Annotated in this window: 11 protein-coding genes; 2 read left to right on the forward strand and 9 right to left on the reverse strand. The window is 63.6% G+C overall.

The features are described 5' to 3' along the window. Positions 1-35: 35 nt before the first annotated feature. The 6 genes from V3330_RS13130 to V3330_RS13155 all read right to left on the reverse strand — a co-directional run bounded on the left by V3330_RS13130 (position 36) and on the right by V3330_RS13155 (position 9,105). Positions 36-947 carry a hydroxymethylglutaryl-CoA lyase gene (locus V3330_RS13130; RefSeq protein WP_354695885.1) on the reverse strand — a complete coding sequence of 304 codons (912 nt, stop codon included), beginning with the start codon at positions 945-947 and terminating at the stop codon, positions 36-38. Continuing rightward, positions 940-1,752 carry an enoyl-CoA hydratase-related protein gene (locus V3330_RS13135; RefSeq protein WP_354695886.1) on the reverse strand — a complete coding sequence of 271 codons (813 nt, stop codon included), beginning with the start codon at positions 1,750-1,752 and terminating at the stop codon, positions 940-942. The genes V3330_RS13130 and V3330_RS13135 overlap by 8 nt, the downstream gene beginning before the upstream one ends. A 64-nt stretch (positions 1,753-1,816) precedes the next feature. Then, complete coding sequence (locus V3330_RS13140) at positions 1,817-3,436, reverse strand: carboxyl transferase domain-containing protein (RefSeq protein ID WP_354695887.1); 1,620 nt, start codon at positions 3,434-3,436, stop codon at positions 1,817-1,819. A 68-nt stretch (positions 3,437-3,504) separates the two neighbouring features. Continuing rightward, a complete protein-coding gene (locus V3330_RS13145; protein WP_354695888.1) occupies positions 3,505-4,683 on the reverse strand; it encodes a thiolase family protein in 1,179 nt (392 codons plus the stop codon). Positions 4,684-4,853: 170 nt separating this feature from the next. After that, on the reverse strand, positions 4,854-6,023 hold the full coding sequence (locus V3330_RS13150; protein WP_435791825.1) for an acyl-CoA dehydrogenase family protein: 1,170 nt from the start codon (positions 6,021-6,023) through the stop codon (positions 4,854-4,856). 82 nt (positions 6,024-6,105) lie between these two features. After that, positions 6,106-9,105 carry a M16 family metallopeptidase gene (locus V3330_RS13155; RefSeq protein ID WP_354695889.1) on the reverse strand — a complete coding sequence of 1,000 codons (3,000 nt, stop codon included), beginning with the start codon at positions 9,103-9,105 and terminating at the stop codon, positions 6,106-6,108. A gap of 527 nt (positions 9,106-9,632) precedes the next feature. Here V3330_RS13155 and V3330_RS13160 point away from each other — a divergent pair. Then, the gene (locus tag V3330_RS13160; RefSeq protein ID WP_354695890.1) at positions 9,633-10,382 is read left to right on the forward strand and encodes a sulfotransferase family protein; all 750 of its coding nucleotides are present in this window, start codon (positions 9,633-9,635) and stop codon (positions 10,380-10,382) included. Between the two features lie 26 nt (positions 10,383-10,408). Here V3330_RS13160 and V3330_RS13165 read toward each other — a convergent pair whose 3' ends face one another. Beyond that, complete coding sequence (locus V3330_RS13165) at positions 10,409-11,482, reverse strand: sulfotransferase family protein (protein WP_354695891.1); 1,074 nt, start codon at positions 11,480-11,482, stop codon at positions 10,409-10,411. A gap of 334 nt (positions 11,483-11,816) precedes the next feature. On the opposite strand from V3330_RS13165, the gene V3330_RS13170 reads away from it, so the two are divergent. After that, the gene (locus V3330_RS13170; protein WP_354695892.1) at positions 11,817-12,977 is read left to right on the forward strand and encodes an acyl-CoA dehydrogenase family protein; all 1,161 of its coding nucleotides are present in this window, start codon (positions 11,817-11,819) and stop codon (positions 12,975-12,977) included. 13 nt (positions 12,978-12,990) lie between these two features. Here V3330_RS13170 and V3330_RS13175 read toward each other — a convergent pair whose 3' ends face one another. Further along, positions 12,991-14,403: an enoyl-CoA hydratase-related protein gene (locus tag V3330_RS13175; RefSeq protein ID WP_354695893.1), complete on the reverse strand. Its 1,413-nt coding sequence runs from the start codon at positions 14,401-14,403 to the stop codon at positions 12,991-12,993. A 35-nt stretch (positions 14,404-14,438) separates the two neighbouring features. Continuing rightward, positions 14,439-15,647: an acetyl-CoA C-acetyltransferase gene (locus tag V3330_RS13180; RefSeq protein WP_354695894.1), complete on the reverse strand. Its 1,209-nt coding sequence runs from the start codon at positions 15,645-15,647 to the stop codon at positions 14,439-14,441. Between the last annotated feature and the right edge of the window lie 106 nt (positions 15,648-15,753).

Genomic DNA, 15,753 nt, shown 5'->3' on the forward strand with positions numbered 1-15,753 from the left:
TTATCTCCTCGAGATTGGTTGTGTCTGGAATGTGTTCAGGTGCCGGATGTGGACATCCGTGCCAGCAGGGCCCGTCCGGCTCTGCTGTTATTGTCGCGGTTCAGGCGGGTGGAAATCCAGTCGCCGGTCCGGGCGAGGGCTTCCAGGTCAACCCCGGTTTCCAGCCCCAGGCCGTGCAGCAGATAAACCACATCCTCGGTGGCGACATTTCCGGTGGCGCCGCGCGCGTACGGGCAGCCGCCAAGGCCGGCCACCGATGAATCGGCGATACGCACGCCTTCCTCCACACAGGCCAGGATATTCGCCAGGGCCTGGCCCCAGGTATCGTGAAAATGCACGGCCAGGCGCTCCATCGGCACGCTGCCCGCGCAGTCGCGCAAAAGTGTCCGCGCGGCATGCGGCGTGCCGATGCCGATGGTGTCGCCCAGGGAAATTTCATCGCAGCCGGCTGAATACAGGGCTTCGGCGACTGCGACGACCGCGGCGGGACTAATCTCGCCCTCGTACGGGCAGCCGAGAACGCACGAGATGTAGCCGCGTACACGGTGCCCCGCGTCGGCTGCCGTGGCGATGACGGGCCGCAGGCGTTCGAGTGATTCGTCGATCGAGCAATTGGTGTTGCGGCGGCTGAAGGATTCGGATGCCGCGGCGAATACGGCGACTTCGGTGGCTCCGGCGGCCACGGCACGCTCCAGCCCCTTCATGTTCGGAACCAGAACCGGGTGACGGGCCGGAGTGTCGGGATCGATGCCGGCCATGACCTCGGCCGCGTCGGCCAGTTGCGGCACCCATTTCGGGCTGACAAAGCTGGTGGCTTCCACCACCGGCAGACCGCAGGCGGCGAGGCGCCGGATCAGTTCGATCTTTTCCGCCGCCGGCACGACCTGCTGTTCATTCTGGAGGCCGTCCCGCGGACCGACCTCGACAATGGTGACCCGATCAGCCATCTTTGGCGTCTTCCTGATTCATCCACTGGGCGGTCCGCTTGTCGAGAAAGGCGCCGAGTCCCTCCTGGCCTTCGGCGGATACCCGCAGTCGGGCGATCAGGCGGGCATTGTCGTGATCGATACGCCGCTGCCGCTCCAGGTCCTGCCCGGCTGCCGCGAAAACCAGTTCCTTGGCATGACCCAGGGCTTCCGGGCCGCCGCGCAGGAGATCATCCAGGCGTGCCTCAACGGCGGTGTCGAGGGATTCGGCGGCGACCACGTCCTGCACCAGGCCGATGGCCTGGGCGCGGGCCGCGTCGAACCGTTCCCCGCTGAGGAAGTAGCGGCGCGCGTGCCCCTCACCGATGCGCCGGAACACGTACGGAGAAATCACCGCGGGCACCAGGCCCAGGCGTACCTCGCTGAGTGCGAAGCGGGCATCTGTGGAGGCGACGGTCAGGTCGCAACAGGCCACCAGGCCGACCCCGCCGCCCATGGCCGCGCCGTTGATGCGGGCAATGACGGGTTTGGGGTGGTAATTGAGTTGCCGCAGCATGCGCGCGAGGCGCAGGGCGTCCTGCTCATTTTCCCCGGCGCTGGCGGCGGCCATGCCGCGCATCCAGTTCATGTCGGCGCCCGCCGAGAAACTCTTGCCCGCGCCGGTCAGCACGATGGCCCGGATCGCCGGGTCGTCCCGGGTTTCCTGCAGCACCGTGCTCAGTTGGGCGATCAGTTCGTCGCCGAACGCGTTGTGGACCTCGGGGCGGTTCAGGGTCAGCGTGAGGACGCCGCGTGAATCCCGGTGTTGGCGCAATGGGTGGCTCATGAAAGGCTCGGGCAAGTCCGGTGGGAACAGGTGTGTTCGGGAGGTGTGGGCACGGGGCGGCGCATCACATGCGGAACACGCCGAAGCGGCCTTCGCCGACGGGCGCGTTCCGGGCGATGGCCAGGGCATGAGCCAGCACCGCGCGGGTGTCGACCGGGTCGATTACGCCGTCGTCCCACAGGCGGGCGCTGGCGTAATAAGGGTGACCCTGGTTTTCGTATTGTTGCCGGATCGGGGCGCGGAACTGCTCTTCCTCGGCCTCGCTCCATGTTTCGTTGCGGGCTTCCATGCCGTCGCGCTTGACCGTGGCGAGCACCGACGAGGCCTGCTCGCCGCCCATGACCGAGATTCGTGCGTTGGGCCACATCCACAAGAAGCGAGGTTGGTAGGCGCGCCCGCACATCGCGTAGTTCCCGGCCCCGTAGGAGCCGCCGATGATGACCGTGAACCTGGGGACGCGAGTCGTCGCGACGGCGGTGACCATCTTGGCGCCATCCTTTGCAATTCCGGAATTTTCGTACTGCTTTCCGACCATGAAACCTGTGATGTTCTGTAGAAATATCAGAGGGATGCCGCGTTGATCACACAATTCAATGAAGTGTGTGGCTTTCAGTGCCGACTCCGAGAACAGGATGCCGTTATTGGCCACGATGCCGACGGGAAAGCCTTCCAGGTGGGCGAAGCCACAGACCAGGGTCTTTCCATAACGGGCTTTGAATTCATGAAATTCACTTCCGTCGACAAGGCGGGCGATAATTTCGTGAACGTCGTAGGGGTAGCGGGTGTCCTGCGGGATGATGCCGTAGATTTCGTCGCTGGCGTAGCGCGGCGCTGCCGGTTTGCGCATCTCCAGTTCCAGGCCGGCGCCTGTTCCCTGCGGCCGGTTCAGATGCAGCAGCGCTTCGCGCGCAATCAGCAGTGCCTGGGCGTCGTTGTCGGCCATGTGGTCGGTGACGCCGGAACGGGTGCTGTGCACCCTGGCACCACCCAGTGATTCCGCGTCCACGACCTCGCCCGTGGCGGCTTTGACCAGCGGCGGTCCGCCGAGAAAAATCGTGCCCTGCTCGCGCACGATGATGGCTTCGTCGCACATCGCCGGAACGTAGGCGCCGCCCGCGGTGCACGAGCCCATGACCACGGCGATCTGCGGAATGTTGCGCGACGACAGCCGTGCCTGGTTGTAGAAAATGCGGCCGAAATGATCCCGGTCCGGGAACACTTCGTCCTGCAGCGGCAGAAAGGCGCCGCCAGAATCGACCAGGTAGACGCAGGGGAGATGGTTTTCCAGTGCGATTTCCTGAGCGCGCAGGTGCTTTTTCACCGTGAGCGGAAAATAGGTGCCGCCCTTCACCGTGGCGTCGTTGGCGACCACCATGACCTCGCGGTCGTGGATGCGGCCCACTCCTGTGATCAGTCCGGCGCACGGGGCGCCGCCGTCGTACAGACCGTGCGCGGCCAGTACGGAGAGTTCGAGAAAGGGACTGTCGCGGTCGAGCAGGGCGGCGATGCGCTCGCGCGGCAGCAGTTTGCCGCGTGAACGATGCTTGTCGCGCGCGGCTTCTCCACCGCCGAGGCGGGCCTGTGATACCTGCTGCCCGAGATCTTCGACCAGCGCGCTCATGTAGGTACGGTTCTCGGCGAACTCGGGGGAACCGGGGTCGATCCGCGTCTCGATGGTCGCCATCAGTCGATCAGTCCCTCAGGGTTGAGCCGCTCCAGGCGGAGCGGCGATTGGGTTCAAATTTCGCTCGTTCAGTCGATTCGCTCTACGGCCAGCGCCACGGCTTCGCCCCCGCCGATGCACAGGGTTGCGATACCACGGGTGCCGCCACGCCTGCGCAACGCGTGCAGCAGCGTGACCAGGATGCGGGCACCGGAGGCGCCAATCGGATGACCCAGCGCGCAGGCGCCACCGTTCACGTTCACCTTGTCGCGGTCGATGCCGTTTTCCCGGATCGCGGCCATGGCCACCGCTGCGAAGGCTTCATTGATTTCGAACAAGTCTACCTGGTCCAAAGTCCAACCGGCCTTGTCGATTACGTTGGCGATGGCCGTGGCCGGCGCCGTGGTGAACCATTCCGGCTCGTGTGAGTGCGTGGCCTGGGCGACGATGCGGGCCAGCGGCCTGGAGCCGAGCTCTTCGGCTTTTTCCGCCGTCATCAACACCACGGCGGCGGCGCCGTCGGAAATCGAAGACGAACTGGCTGCGGTGATCGTGCCGTCCTTTTTGAACGCGGCGCGCAGTGATGGAATCTTGTCGATGCGGCAGCGTGGCGGTTCCTCGTCTTGATCAACGACTCGTTCGCCCTTGCGCTCGCGCACGGTGACAGGCGTGATTTCGTCGCTGAAGTCGCCTTCGGCCATGGCCCGCTGGGCGCGCTCGACGGTTTCGATGGTGAACGCATCCTGTTCCTCGCGGCTGAACTCGTACTTGTCCGCGCACAATTCGCCGAACACCCCCATCATCTGATCGTCGTACGGGTTTTGCAGACCGTCCATGAACATGTGATCGATGACCGTGCCGTGGCCCATGCGCATGCCGCCCCGGGCCTTGGGCAGCAGGTAGGGGGCATTGGTCATGGATTCCATGCCGCCGGCGACCACGACCCCGGAATTGCCGGCACTGATGCCGTCGTGTCCCAGCATCACCGACTTCAGGCCCGAACCGCACACTTTGTTGACCGTGGTGGCCCCGGCCGATACCGGAATGCCGGCCTTGATCGCTGCCTGGCGGGCGGGTGCCTGGCCCAGTCCTGCGGGAAGCACACAGCCCATGATGACTTCGTCGATGTCGCCGACTTCCACGCCGGCGTGCTCGAGTGCCGCCCGGATGGCGGTCGCGCCGAGGTCGGTCGAACTGACGGGGCCGAGTGCGCCCTGGAAAGAACCGATGGGGGTGCGCTTCGCACCGGTGATGACAATGTCTGACATGCTGATTTCCTGATGGGTTTGAATGGAATCTCCAGAGAGCCGCGTTCAGGCTCAGCGCCGCCGCGGCTCACGAATCCGGTTATCCTTAAGAAGTGAGGCCGGATCCGTGATTTGCAAATCGTCCGGTCGCGTCAACGGGACACTGCTCGCCCGGCGTCCCGCGGGCATCATCAGGCGCCTCCGACCAGTTCCCGCCCGATCAGCATCCGGCGGATTTCATTGGTGCCGGCGCCAATTTCGTACAGCTTGGCGTCTCGCAGGATGCGGCCGGCCGCGAATTCATTGATGTAGCCGTTACCGCCCAGCGCCTGGATGGCCTCCAGGCCCACCATTACCGCGCTGCGCGAGGCGTGCAGCAGGCAGGCGGCGGGGTCGACCCGCGAGCGTCGGCCTTGATCGTAGTCTTCCGCCACGCGGTAGACGAAAGCGCGCGAGGACTGCAGCGCCGTATACATGTCGGCGACCTTGGCCTGCATGATGCCGAAGGAGCCGATGGGGCGATCGAACTGCTTGCGCTCACCGAGGTAGGGCAGCACCAGGTCGAGCGCGGCCTGCATCAGGCCCAGCGGGCCGCCACTGAGCACCAGTCGCTCGGTGTTCAGTCCGCTCATCAGTACCCGCACACCGGCATTGACTTCGCCAAGTACGTTGTCGGGTGGAATGATGCAATCTTCGAACAGAAGTTCGCAGGTATTGGAACCACGCATGCCCAGTTTGTCGAGTTTCTGGGCGGTAGAAAAACCCGCCATGCCTTTCTCGATGATGAAGGCCGTCATCGCGCGCGAGCCGTGCTCGCGGCCAGCCGTGCGCATGTAAACGACGAGCACATCGGCCTCGGGGCCGTTGGTGATCCACATCTTGGAGCCGTTCGCGACCCAACTGCCGTCTTCGCGCGGTTCGGCACGGCAATTCATCGAGCCCACCACGTCGGAACCCGCCCCGGGCTCGGACATGGCCAACGCGCCAACGGCTTCGCCGGCGCACAGGGCGGGCAGATAGCGTTGGCGCTGTTCCTCGCTGGCGTTTTTGAACAGATTGTCCAGCAACAGGTTGCTGTGCGCGCCGTAAGACAGGCCCACCGAGCCGGACGCGCGGGAAATTTCCTCCAGAGCCACCACATGGGCCAGATAACCCAGGCCGGAGCCGCCGTATTCCGGGTCCACCGTCATGCCCAGAAGGCCCAGTTCACCGAGTTGGGGCCAGAGTTCCTGGGGGAAGGTATTGGACGCGTCGATTTCCGCGGCACGCGGTGCGATTTCCTGCTCGGCGAAACGCCTGACGGTGTCGCGCAGCAGTTCGAAGTCTTCGCCGAGCGGCATGCGTGCGGTCAAGAGGCCCATCCTCCGGTGCGGGTGAAATGGAGCCCTCTAGTTTACCCTACCGTTACCTCAAAAACCGGCCTCGAACCGCGTGCGGTCCGTGTTATGGCGCAGGCACCGGGTCCGTGGCGAAGCCATCGGCATCGAGTACCCGAATGGGCCGTTCCAGCGATTCGAGTTGCGGCAGCACGGTCGCCGCATCGCCAACCACGACAATAGCGAGGTTCTGCACGTCGATCAGCCGGCCGGCGAGTTCGTTGAGCTGGCCGCGGCCGGTTTCACGCAGCAGGTCCTGTTGCCGGGCCCGGTAATCGAGCGGCAGATCGTAGGACAGAATCTGACCGAGCAGGCCCAGTTTTTCGCCGGGTGTCTCGTATCGCAGCGCGTCGCGTTGGCCGATGGCGCTCTGCAGAAACCGGTACTCGTCCTCGCTCATGCCTTCGCTGGCGTAACGCTCCAGTTCGTTCAGAATCTCGCGAATGGCGTCGGCCGTGGCTTCGCGGTTGATTTCGGCAGAAACCCGGAACGCGCCGAATTCAGGCCCGCCGCTGAAGCTGCTTCGTGCACCGTAAGTCCAGCCTTTCTCCTCGCGCAGATTGAGGTTGATGCGGCTGTCGAAGGTGCCACCGAGATTGAAGTTCATCAGCGCCGCCAGGTAATACTCGCCCAGGGCATCGTACGGCAGGGACGGATGGAACACGCGCACGCTGCTTTGCGCCGCGTCGGCCTTGTCGACAAAATAGATCTGCTGCCCGTTTGGCTGAAGCAGTCCGTCCATGGGTTCGCGGGCGGCGGCTTTGACGGCCAGTTCGCCGAGTGGGGCCAGGCGCCCGGTGAGACTCTCGATGGGCACGCTGGTGCTGGCCAGCACGCCTTTCAGTCGGGTCGGGATGTGTTCGGCATAAAAGTCCCGGACATCTTCCGGGGTGATGGCCTCGACGGTGGAGGGCAGGCCGCTGCCGGGGTAGGACAGTGGATGGGTTGGGCCCGCCAGCACGGCGCTGGTGGCGCGCGCAGCCAGGGACGGGCCCGATTTGCGGGCCTGAATCAGACCTTCCAGGGTGCGCGATTTGATGCGCTGGAAGTCCTCGTCGGTGAAGGCCGGTTGCAGCAGGCGCTCCATCATCAGGTCCATGCCTTCGTCCAGGTGTTTGGCCAGCACGCTCAGGCTGACCGTTGTTTCGTACTGGCCGGCGCTGACCGACAAGCGGGCACCGATGCGCTCGAGGGCCTCGGTGAATTCGGCAGCGCTGCGCTCCGTCGTGGCCTCGTTCATCAGGGTGGCGGTCAATGCGGCCAGGCCGGCCTTGCCCTGGGGTTCGTCGCGCTGGCCCACATCGAAGACGGCCTGGATCGCGACGGTGGGCGTTTCCTCGTTTTCAACCACCAGCAGGCGTACACCGTTACCCAGCCGGGTGTCGGTGATGGGCGGCAACAAGACCACCGGATTGATCCCCGGTTCGGGCTGCACGCTGCGGTCGAATGAATCCTCCACTTCGCGCAGTTCCGGTTGTGGCTGCGGGGCTTCGGGTGAAACATCGGGTGGACTGTCTGCAGAGGCGGTCAGGCGCTGCGGCGCCGAGTAGTTGGGTTCGCGCGCGGCCATTTCCGGTTTGCCGTTGGGCACGATGCTGAGCACCACGGCAGGGCGGCCGGTCACGTATTGGTTGAAGGCGCGCACGACCTGGTCGGGTTCGACGGCCGCGTAGCGTTCGAAATCGTTCTGCAGCGCCTTGGGATCGCCGTGGAACATTTCCGAGTAGGCCAGCGCGCCGACCTTGCCGGATACGCTCTGCAAGCCGAAAATCCTTCCGGCCTCGTACTGGGCCTTGAACTTCTGCAGGTCCTCGTCGCTGACACCCCGCTCGGTGAATTCCGCCAGGACCGCGCGGATTTCCTGTTCCATTTCCGCCAGGGTTTCGCCTGACGATGGATTCTGCACCACGATGAATGCCATCTCGCAGGCCAGCTCACGGCAAGCATGGCTGACGAAGGCGCTGACCGCGCGGCCGCTTTGCACCAGGCGCTGGTAGAGCAGGGAAGCCTTGCCCTGACCGAGAATCTTGGCGGCCGCATCCAGCGGCGCCTCGTCGGCGTGGTTGTAATACACCGTGGGGAAAAGCATCGCGACGGCCGGCAGGTGGATGTTGTCTTCCAGGGTGACGTAGCGATCGGCCTCCAGTTCGCCGGGCTGTGGCGTCAGCCTCGGAACCTCCGGTCCCGCGGGAATGGGACCGAAGTATTTCGCCACCCATTCGAGGGTCTGGGCGCTGTCGATGGCGCCGCCAATGGTGAGTTGCGCGTTATTCGGACCATACCAGCGCAGGAAGAACCGCTCGAGATCATTGAGGGTCGCCGCGTCGAGATCTTCCGTCCATCCGATCACCGGCCATGAATACGGGTGCTCGGGCGCATACAGATTCTTCATCATGGTCTCGCTGGCCCGGCCGTACGGCACGTTGTCCACCCGCTGCCCGCGTTCATTCTTCACCGTCTCGCGCTGGACTTCGAACTTCTCCTGGTCGACCGCCTCGAGCAGGAAGCCCATGCGATCGGCTTCCAGCCACAGCGCGATCTCGAGCTGATTGACCGGTATGGACTCGTAGTAATTGGTGCGGTCCGAATTGGTGGTGCCGTTCAGGCTGCCGCCGGCGTTGGTGATGATGCGGCCGTGCTCCCCTTCGTCCACGTGTTTCGAGCCCTCGAACATCATGTGCTCAAAGAAATGGGCGAAGCCCGAACGGCCCGGTTCCTCGCGGCTGGAGCCGACGTGAAACGACAGGTCCACGTGCGCGAGTGGATCCGAATGGTCCTCGTGCAGGATGACCGTCAGGCCATTGTCGAGGCGGTACTTGGCGTAAGGAATGGAAACCCCGTCGATGGCGCCGGCGTACTCCTCGATCAGGGTCACGCCGGGGGGCAGATCCGAATCCGGCGCCGCAGCCGCTGAACCCGCTGCGGCCGCCGAATCATCGCTCGCGTCTCCGCCTACCGGTTCTTCGGGTGCGCAGGACGCGATCAGCAGGCTCGCGATGGCCGCCGCCGCCAGTTTCAGGAAGCCGCGTGAGCGACGCAGGATCGGGTTCGTTTGTGGGTTGTGCATGAACAATCAGCCTTGGCGCAAACGCGCATCATCTCATGTTGTGCTCGAGGGCTCACCGCGGTTCGCTCCCCGGTTGGACGCAGAGAGGGCGGTGGGCGTCAAAATTCAGACCGAAGGCGGGCGTCAAGGTTCGCGCCACAGCAAAAATCCGTGGTCTGATCAGTCGCGAAGCTGGGCAGATGAGCCTGACACAGGGCGGCGGGGGGACCGACCCGTCCCCCCAACCGCATATCCCGACACACTCTGTCGGGTGGCGAGATATCTGGCCGTCCCGGGCGGATGGAGGGCATTTCCCTGTGCCCGAACTGCGGCTAGCGTACTCCGATTTTTTGGGCGGCGCAAACCGGTCAGATAATCCTTACCCAAACAGGATTATGAGTCCGGATCGAACGCTTATGGATGCCGTGCCCAACGACCGTTCAGCCGGGAAATGTTGTCGATGGCGCCGCCGAAGTGGCGTTGGGACATGACTTATACTGGCGTCACTGACAGGTTTTTCCAACGAACGGTTCCGCCCAACGCCAACCATGACTGATCGAAGCGAACTCCGGGTTATCGTTTCGCTGTGCAAGAGCGGTTCCACCGCCCTGATCCATTCCCTGGCGCATGCCGACGGCGTGAGCTGTTACATGCAGACCGTGAAGTCGGGCCAGCGCACACACGGCACTCCGGATTACGGGATTTACCGGCAGCATCACGAAGGGACAGCGCTCGGCAAGGAAACCATCGGCCCTCGAACCCTGGCGGACTGCACCCTGGCGGTATTTCCCGATGACGCGGCCATCCGCGCCACCCGGCCGGTGTTTCTGCTGCGTGACCCCCGGGATACCTGGGCCACCTGGTCCCGGGCGGGCTGGGGTAGCCTGGAGCGGTTTCTGACCGCTTACGAACATCTGCTGAATCTGTACGACCGCGCGCAGGCCCTGGGCGTCGGCACGGTCTTCCGTTACGAGGCGTTTGGTGAAGATGTGGAGCGCGCGTTCCGTGAACTGAGTGCTGCGCTGGGCATCGGATTCACACCGGACATGATCGATTGGCGCCTGCGTTTTCCCGACGAAACACCGGTCATCTGGCGCGCCGACGTACAGGCCGACGTGGACCGGGGCCTGTCCGATTCCGCGCGGCGTGCGACCGGGTTCCGTTACCGCCGGTCACCGCAGTCCATCACGCCGGCGGCGCGTGCCGCGATCGAGGCACGCGTGGGCCGTCGCTATCGCCAGCTTGTCTCCAGACCGCAGGTCATCGGGTCAGCCTGCCCGGCAGCGGATTCGGCCTGATTGCCCATGGGTTGTGCTCTGCCGTGCTATTCCGGTGGCCGGTTCGCGGACTCCAGGAGTTCGGGGTAGAAGCGCAGGGCGCGAGGATTGCGTAGCGTCGCCAGGTTCAGTTTTCCGGGATCCAGGGAGGTTTCGGCGCGGTGCCTCCGGGTTCGATAAATGCTGGCCAGCGCCCGGATGTGGCGACGGGCGGTGCCGAAGGCTTCGGGCAGGTCGCGACATGCAGCCCATCGGCATGCCCGCGGGGTCGGCTCCGTGTCGAACTCGGCCGCCACGTAGCCGTACCGGGCCATGGTGCCGGCGTTGGATCGCTCGATGATCCGGATCCACTCCGGTGTGAGTTCCGTCCGCCATTGCGGGGTACCGGACGAGGGTGGGGACAACGGACGCCGCGTCGCGGAACGGTGCCACGGAAACGGCGGCACGTCGTCGGTGGGGGCGTTTTGGACGTGGTTCAGCACTGCCTCGTCCCAGGGTTCACCGACATACTCGAGAATGGTGCCGATTGTCGAACGCGGATCGGCGATCAGGGCTTCCAGAGTCACTTCATGAATGCGCCCGAAAAACGGCGCGACCTGATCGTATTGACGGAAGCAGGCCCGGTTGGCGAGCAGCAGACTGCTCGAGCCCCAGGGCATGCGGGTGAACGAGTGCACGACAGCTCGCGGGTCGCGCATGATGCACACCACCCGGGCGTCCGGGAAGTCGCTGAAAATGCGGCCGAGGTGCCGGCTGTCGAGCGGTGACTTCTCGCCGTAACGGGGCTTGCCGTGCCGTGCGGCCGCCAATCGCATAAGGGTCTGGATTGCCTCGTGGACCCGTTCACGGGGCAGGTCGGACGGAACCGCGGCCCGAACCGCGGCCCGGTCGAGGCCCATGAGCTGAAATGAACGCGTGTTGAAGTATCGCTCGAGCCATTCCGATGCTGAACACTTTCGTGCCAGATAGCGCTCATGAGCGTAGAAATAACCCTCGTGCGTCAGGTGAATCCGCGGGTGTGCGCTGAGAATCTGACGCAGCAGAGTGGTGCCGGAGCGTCCTGTGCCAATGACGAATATCGGTGAGCGATCGGGATCGGTCGGAGATGTTGATGCCGTCATCGTGGAAGGGCTCGCGCCGGTTGCCGGGCGCTTATCTTAGCGTGCCGCTGCGTTGCGCGCGCGGATTTACGCGGCCAGCCTTGTGGATTGAAGCCGGGGTCGGCTCGACGTGAGGAGGTCCTGCGTGCCTGTGGTGCCCGGCGGCCGCGAATCGTTTCTCCACGGTTACTATCGGCGCGTCCACTCCACTGCCTGGCAGCCGGTCTGGCTGACCGCATCGCGCGATTGGGACGGCGTTGACTCGAATTACGGGTTTAAAGAAACCTCCCAGATTTCGCATCAGTTTTTGAAATAGATTAAAATTCCTGCTGGCAATCGATTAGTGGGATCAGACATGGATTTCCAACTCAGTGAGGAACAGGAACAACTGCGCGAGAGCGTTCGCCGGTATGCGTCGGATCGGCTTTTGACCCTGGCGGAATCCATCGAGCAGACGGGTGAACCGCCGTCGCACGAACTGTTGCGCGAATTTGCGGAAATGGGCTACCTCGGAATCAACATTCCAGAGGACCTGGGCGGGCAAGGGCTGGGTAACCTCGAAGCGCTGATCGTTATTGAGGAACTGGGCCGGGTTTCCTCGGCGGTGGGCTTTCCGGTATTCGAGTCCTGCGTGGGGCCGGTCAGGGCGATTGAGAAATTCGCCAGCCGCGAACTGGCGGAAAGCGTGGTTCCGGAAGTGTGTGCGGGAAACAAGGTGATTGCCATTGCGATGTCCGAGCCGGCTGCGGGTTCGGCGTTGACCGACCTTACGACCCGGGCCGAGATTCGCGGTCAGGAAGTGGTATTGAACGGCACGAAGCGTTGGTGCTCGGGCGGCGGTCACGCGGATGGTTACGTCGTGTATTGCCGGTTCTCGGACCAGCCCGGAGCGAAGTCCATTGGTGCGGTGTACGTCGAAAAGGAAACGGATGGCTTGAGTTTTGGCCGGCCTGAGCACCTGATGGGCTTTCGAGGGGTGCCCTCGTGTGATCTGTACTTCGATGAAGTGCGTGTTCCGCTGCACCATGTCGTCGTACCGGAGGGTGGGTTCAAGCAGTTGATGGGTGCATTCGACCTGGAGCGTTGTGGTAATGCGACGATGGCTCTGGCGCAGGCCTCATCCGCGCTGGATGATGTCTGCGCCTATGTTCAGGACCGGCATCAATTTGGCAAGCCCATCGTGGATTTCCAGGCGGTTCAGCTCAAGCTGGCGGAGATGAAGATGCAGGTCGAGGCTGCGCGGCTCCTGATTTGGCGTGCGGCCGTCGATGCCGAGCGGGGATTCCCAAGCATCAGCGCTTCGAGTATCGCGAAGTGCTTCGCCAATGAAATCGCCCGCACCGTGACCGGAAACGCCATGCAATTGATGGGTGGTTACGGCTATTCGAAAGAGTATCCGATGGAACGCCGTTTTCGTGACGCCTGGGGTTGGGGCATTGCCGGTGGCGCCATCGACATTCAGAAAGTCAACATAGCCAGTGCCATGATCGGCAGGCGCTTCAACCAGAGAGGTTAAGCCCGATCGAGGTTCAATCGGGTGGCGGGTATATCCGGTCTTCGTCCTGCGCGCGCTCGCGCAGCCAGGACGAGGGTTCCAAAGCGGCGCCGGTCCGCGAGGTCAGGTCATCGCAGAGGGCGATGAACCGGTTCAGGCCCAGGGTGTCGACATACGACATCACCCCGCCGGTGTAACTGGGGAATCCCCAGCCGAAATGTGACGCCAGGTCCGCGTGTACCGGATCAATGATGTCCTCTTCCCAGCACTGGCAGGCCGCCAGCACCTGTGCGCACATCAACCGGTCGCGAATGTCGGCTGAAGCCAGATCGCTCCGGGACTGCGGCTTGCGATGGGTGTTTTCTTCCGCCAGAGCCAGTGGGCCATCAACCAGACCGGCGGAAAATGCGATGTTCTCGATCCGTTGCGGCTCGATTCCGGCTGCCGCCATCGCAATGCCCTGCCGGACGTAGGCGTCCAGGCAGCGCTGTTTCAACTGTTCGGATGCCGCATCGGAGAGCAGTTCCCTGATTTTCACGCCGGCCCGGTTGATGAAGAGCGTGCGTATCATGTTACGTGCGACCGGATCGCGGGTAAGGGCGGAAAATTCCCGGGTTTCAACGGCCAGCGCCTGGTCCATCGACTTGATCGTCGTTCCGTTGAACAAGCACCGGAGGGCCGCGACCGGCGCCGGATAGTTGTAGCGGTACTCTGCCGCGACGGTGGCGGTCAGTTGTTGAAACAGACGGCCGATTTTCATGTCGTTCAGTCCGGAGCCGCCGGGAATTCGGAATCCTCTGACGTCCCAGGGCTGCTGCGGGTCCGGTTCGCCCAGAACCCATTTCTCCGCCGTTTCGATCAGGTCATCGGCTGGCACGGCCTGATCGACGAGGCCGATTTCCAGAGCTTGTTCGGGTGTGAGCCGTTCCCCCTGGAGAATCAGTGACGCGGCTTTTGCGATACCGGTGATCCGGGGCAGTCGCTGCGTGCCTCCTCCGCCCGGGATCAGGCCGAGCGTGACTTCGGGCAGGCCCAGGCGAATCGAGGCATCATTGGCCACGATTCGATGGTGGCAGGCCAGCGCGAGTTCGAGACCCCCGCCCAGTGCGGTCCCGTTGATGGCGACCGCGACGGGCTTGCCGCAGGTCTCCAGGGCGCGCAGCGACTGGGTATAGGTCTGCGATTCGGAGTACGCCTGTTCCGGGCTCCGCTGGTCGTCGTAGTAGCGCACGATCCGGTTCAGATCTCCACCGGCCATGAAGGACGATTTCGCGGAGTAGACGATTGCGCCGCTCACCGTGTCGTCCGCGGCTAGGCATCGGGCCACCTCGCCCAGTTCCCGGTGAAGTTCGGGCGTGAGCACATTGACCGATTTGCCCTCGACGTCGATCGCTATGTGCGCGACGCCGTTCTCGCTGGGCCGGTAGGAGAGTGTTTGAAAGGACACGGTGGACTTCCCGTCGATGTTCGTTGCGCTTTGAGTCATTCGCTTCGTTCTATGATGGTGGCTGTTCCCATTCCGGCGCCCACACACAGGTTGACCAGTCCCGTTTCGAGGTCGCGCCGTTCCAGTTCATCCAGCAAGGTTCCCAGGATCATGACCCCGGTTGCGCCGATCGGATGTCCCATCGCGATGGCACCGCCGTTTACATTGATCAGATCGTGCGTTATCGCCATCTCCTCCATGAACAGCAGTACGACGGCGGCGAATGCTTCGTTGAGTTCATACAAATCGATATCGGATCGGCTCATGCCCGCCTTGTCCAGCGCCCGCTTCGCCGAAGGCGTGGGGCCGCTCAACATCAAGGTGGGATCGGTTCCGACCGAGGCGCAGGCGCGGATTCTGGCGCGGGGCTTCAGGCCCAGCCGTTCCCCCAGTTCGCGGGTGCCGATCAGCGCAGCGCCGGCACCGTCAACGATTCCGCTCGAGTTTCCGGCCGTATGGACGTGTTCGATTTTGCCGGCTTCCGGATATTTGAGAATGGCCTGAGTATCGAAGCCCATTTCTCCCGCCGCGGTAAAGGCCGGGCGAAGTTTCGCCAGGCTGTCCAGATCGGTTGTCGGTCGAATGGCTTCGTCCGCTTCCAGCAGCGGCAAGCCGATGGAATCGACGACCGGCATTACCGATTTTTTAAAGTGACCGGATTTCCAGGCAGCCGCGGCCCGTTGTTGGCTGTGCACGGCGTATTCGTCGAGATCTTCCCGCGTGTATCCGCGCAGGGTCGCGATCAGGTCGGCCGCGATTCCCTGCGGCACGAAATGGATTTTGTGGGCCAGCGCCGGGTCGGACGTCCAGGCTCCGCCGGAGGAGCCGATGGGAATCCGCGACATGCTTTCCACGCCGCAGGCCACGACCAGGTCGCACTGCCCGGATTGGATTTTGGCCGCGGCGAGGTTGACGGCTTCCAGGCCCGAGGAGCAGAAACGGTGAATCTGCTGGCCCGGAACCGTTATGTCGTAGTCCGCGGCCAGGCAGGCGGATCGGCCGATTGCGCTGCCCTGCTCTCCGATCGGCGAGCCACAGCCCGCAATCACATCCTCGATCAGGGAAGTGTCGAGCTGGTTACGGTCGCGCAAACCGCGCAGCACCTGGGCCAACAGTTCGACCGGGGACACCACGTGCAATGCGCCGCCGGCCCGGCCTTTTCCTCTGGGGGTTCTCAGGTGATCGAAAATATAGGCGTCGCGCATAAGCGAATTCACTCGTTCCGGATGACGGGAAACCGGGGCGAAACCCGGCTAACGGTGGTCATCACGAAAAAATAATGATGATTGGACTGATATTGCCTGCCGAATA

Source organism: Elongatibacter sediminis (assembly GCF_037892215.1).
Taxonomy (GTDB): Bacteria; Pseudomonadota; Gammaproteobacteria; order Xanthomonadales; family SZUA-36; genus Elongatibacter; species Elongatibacter sediminis.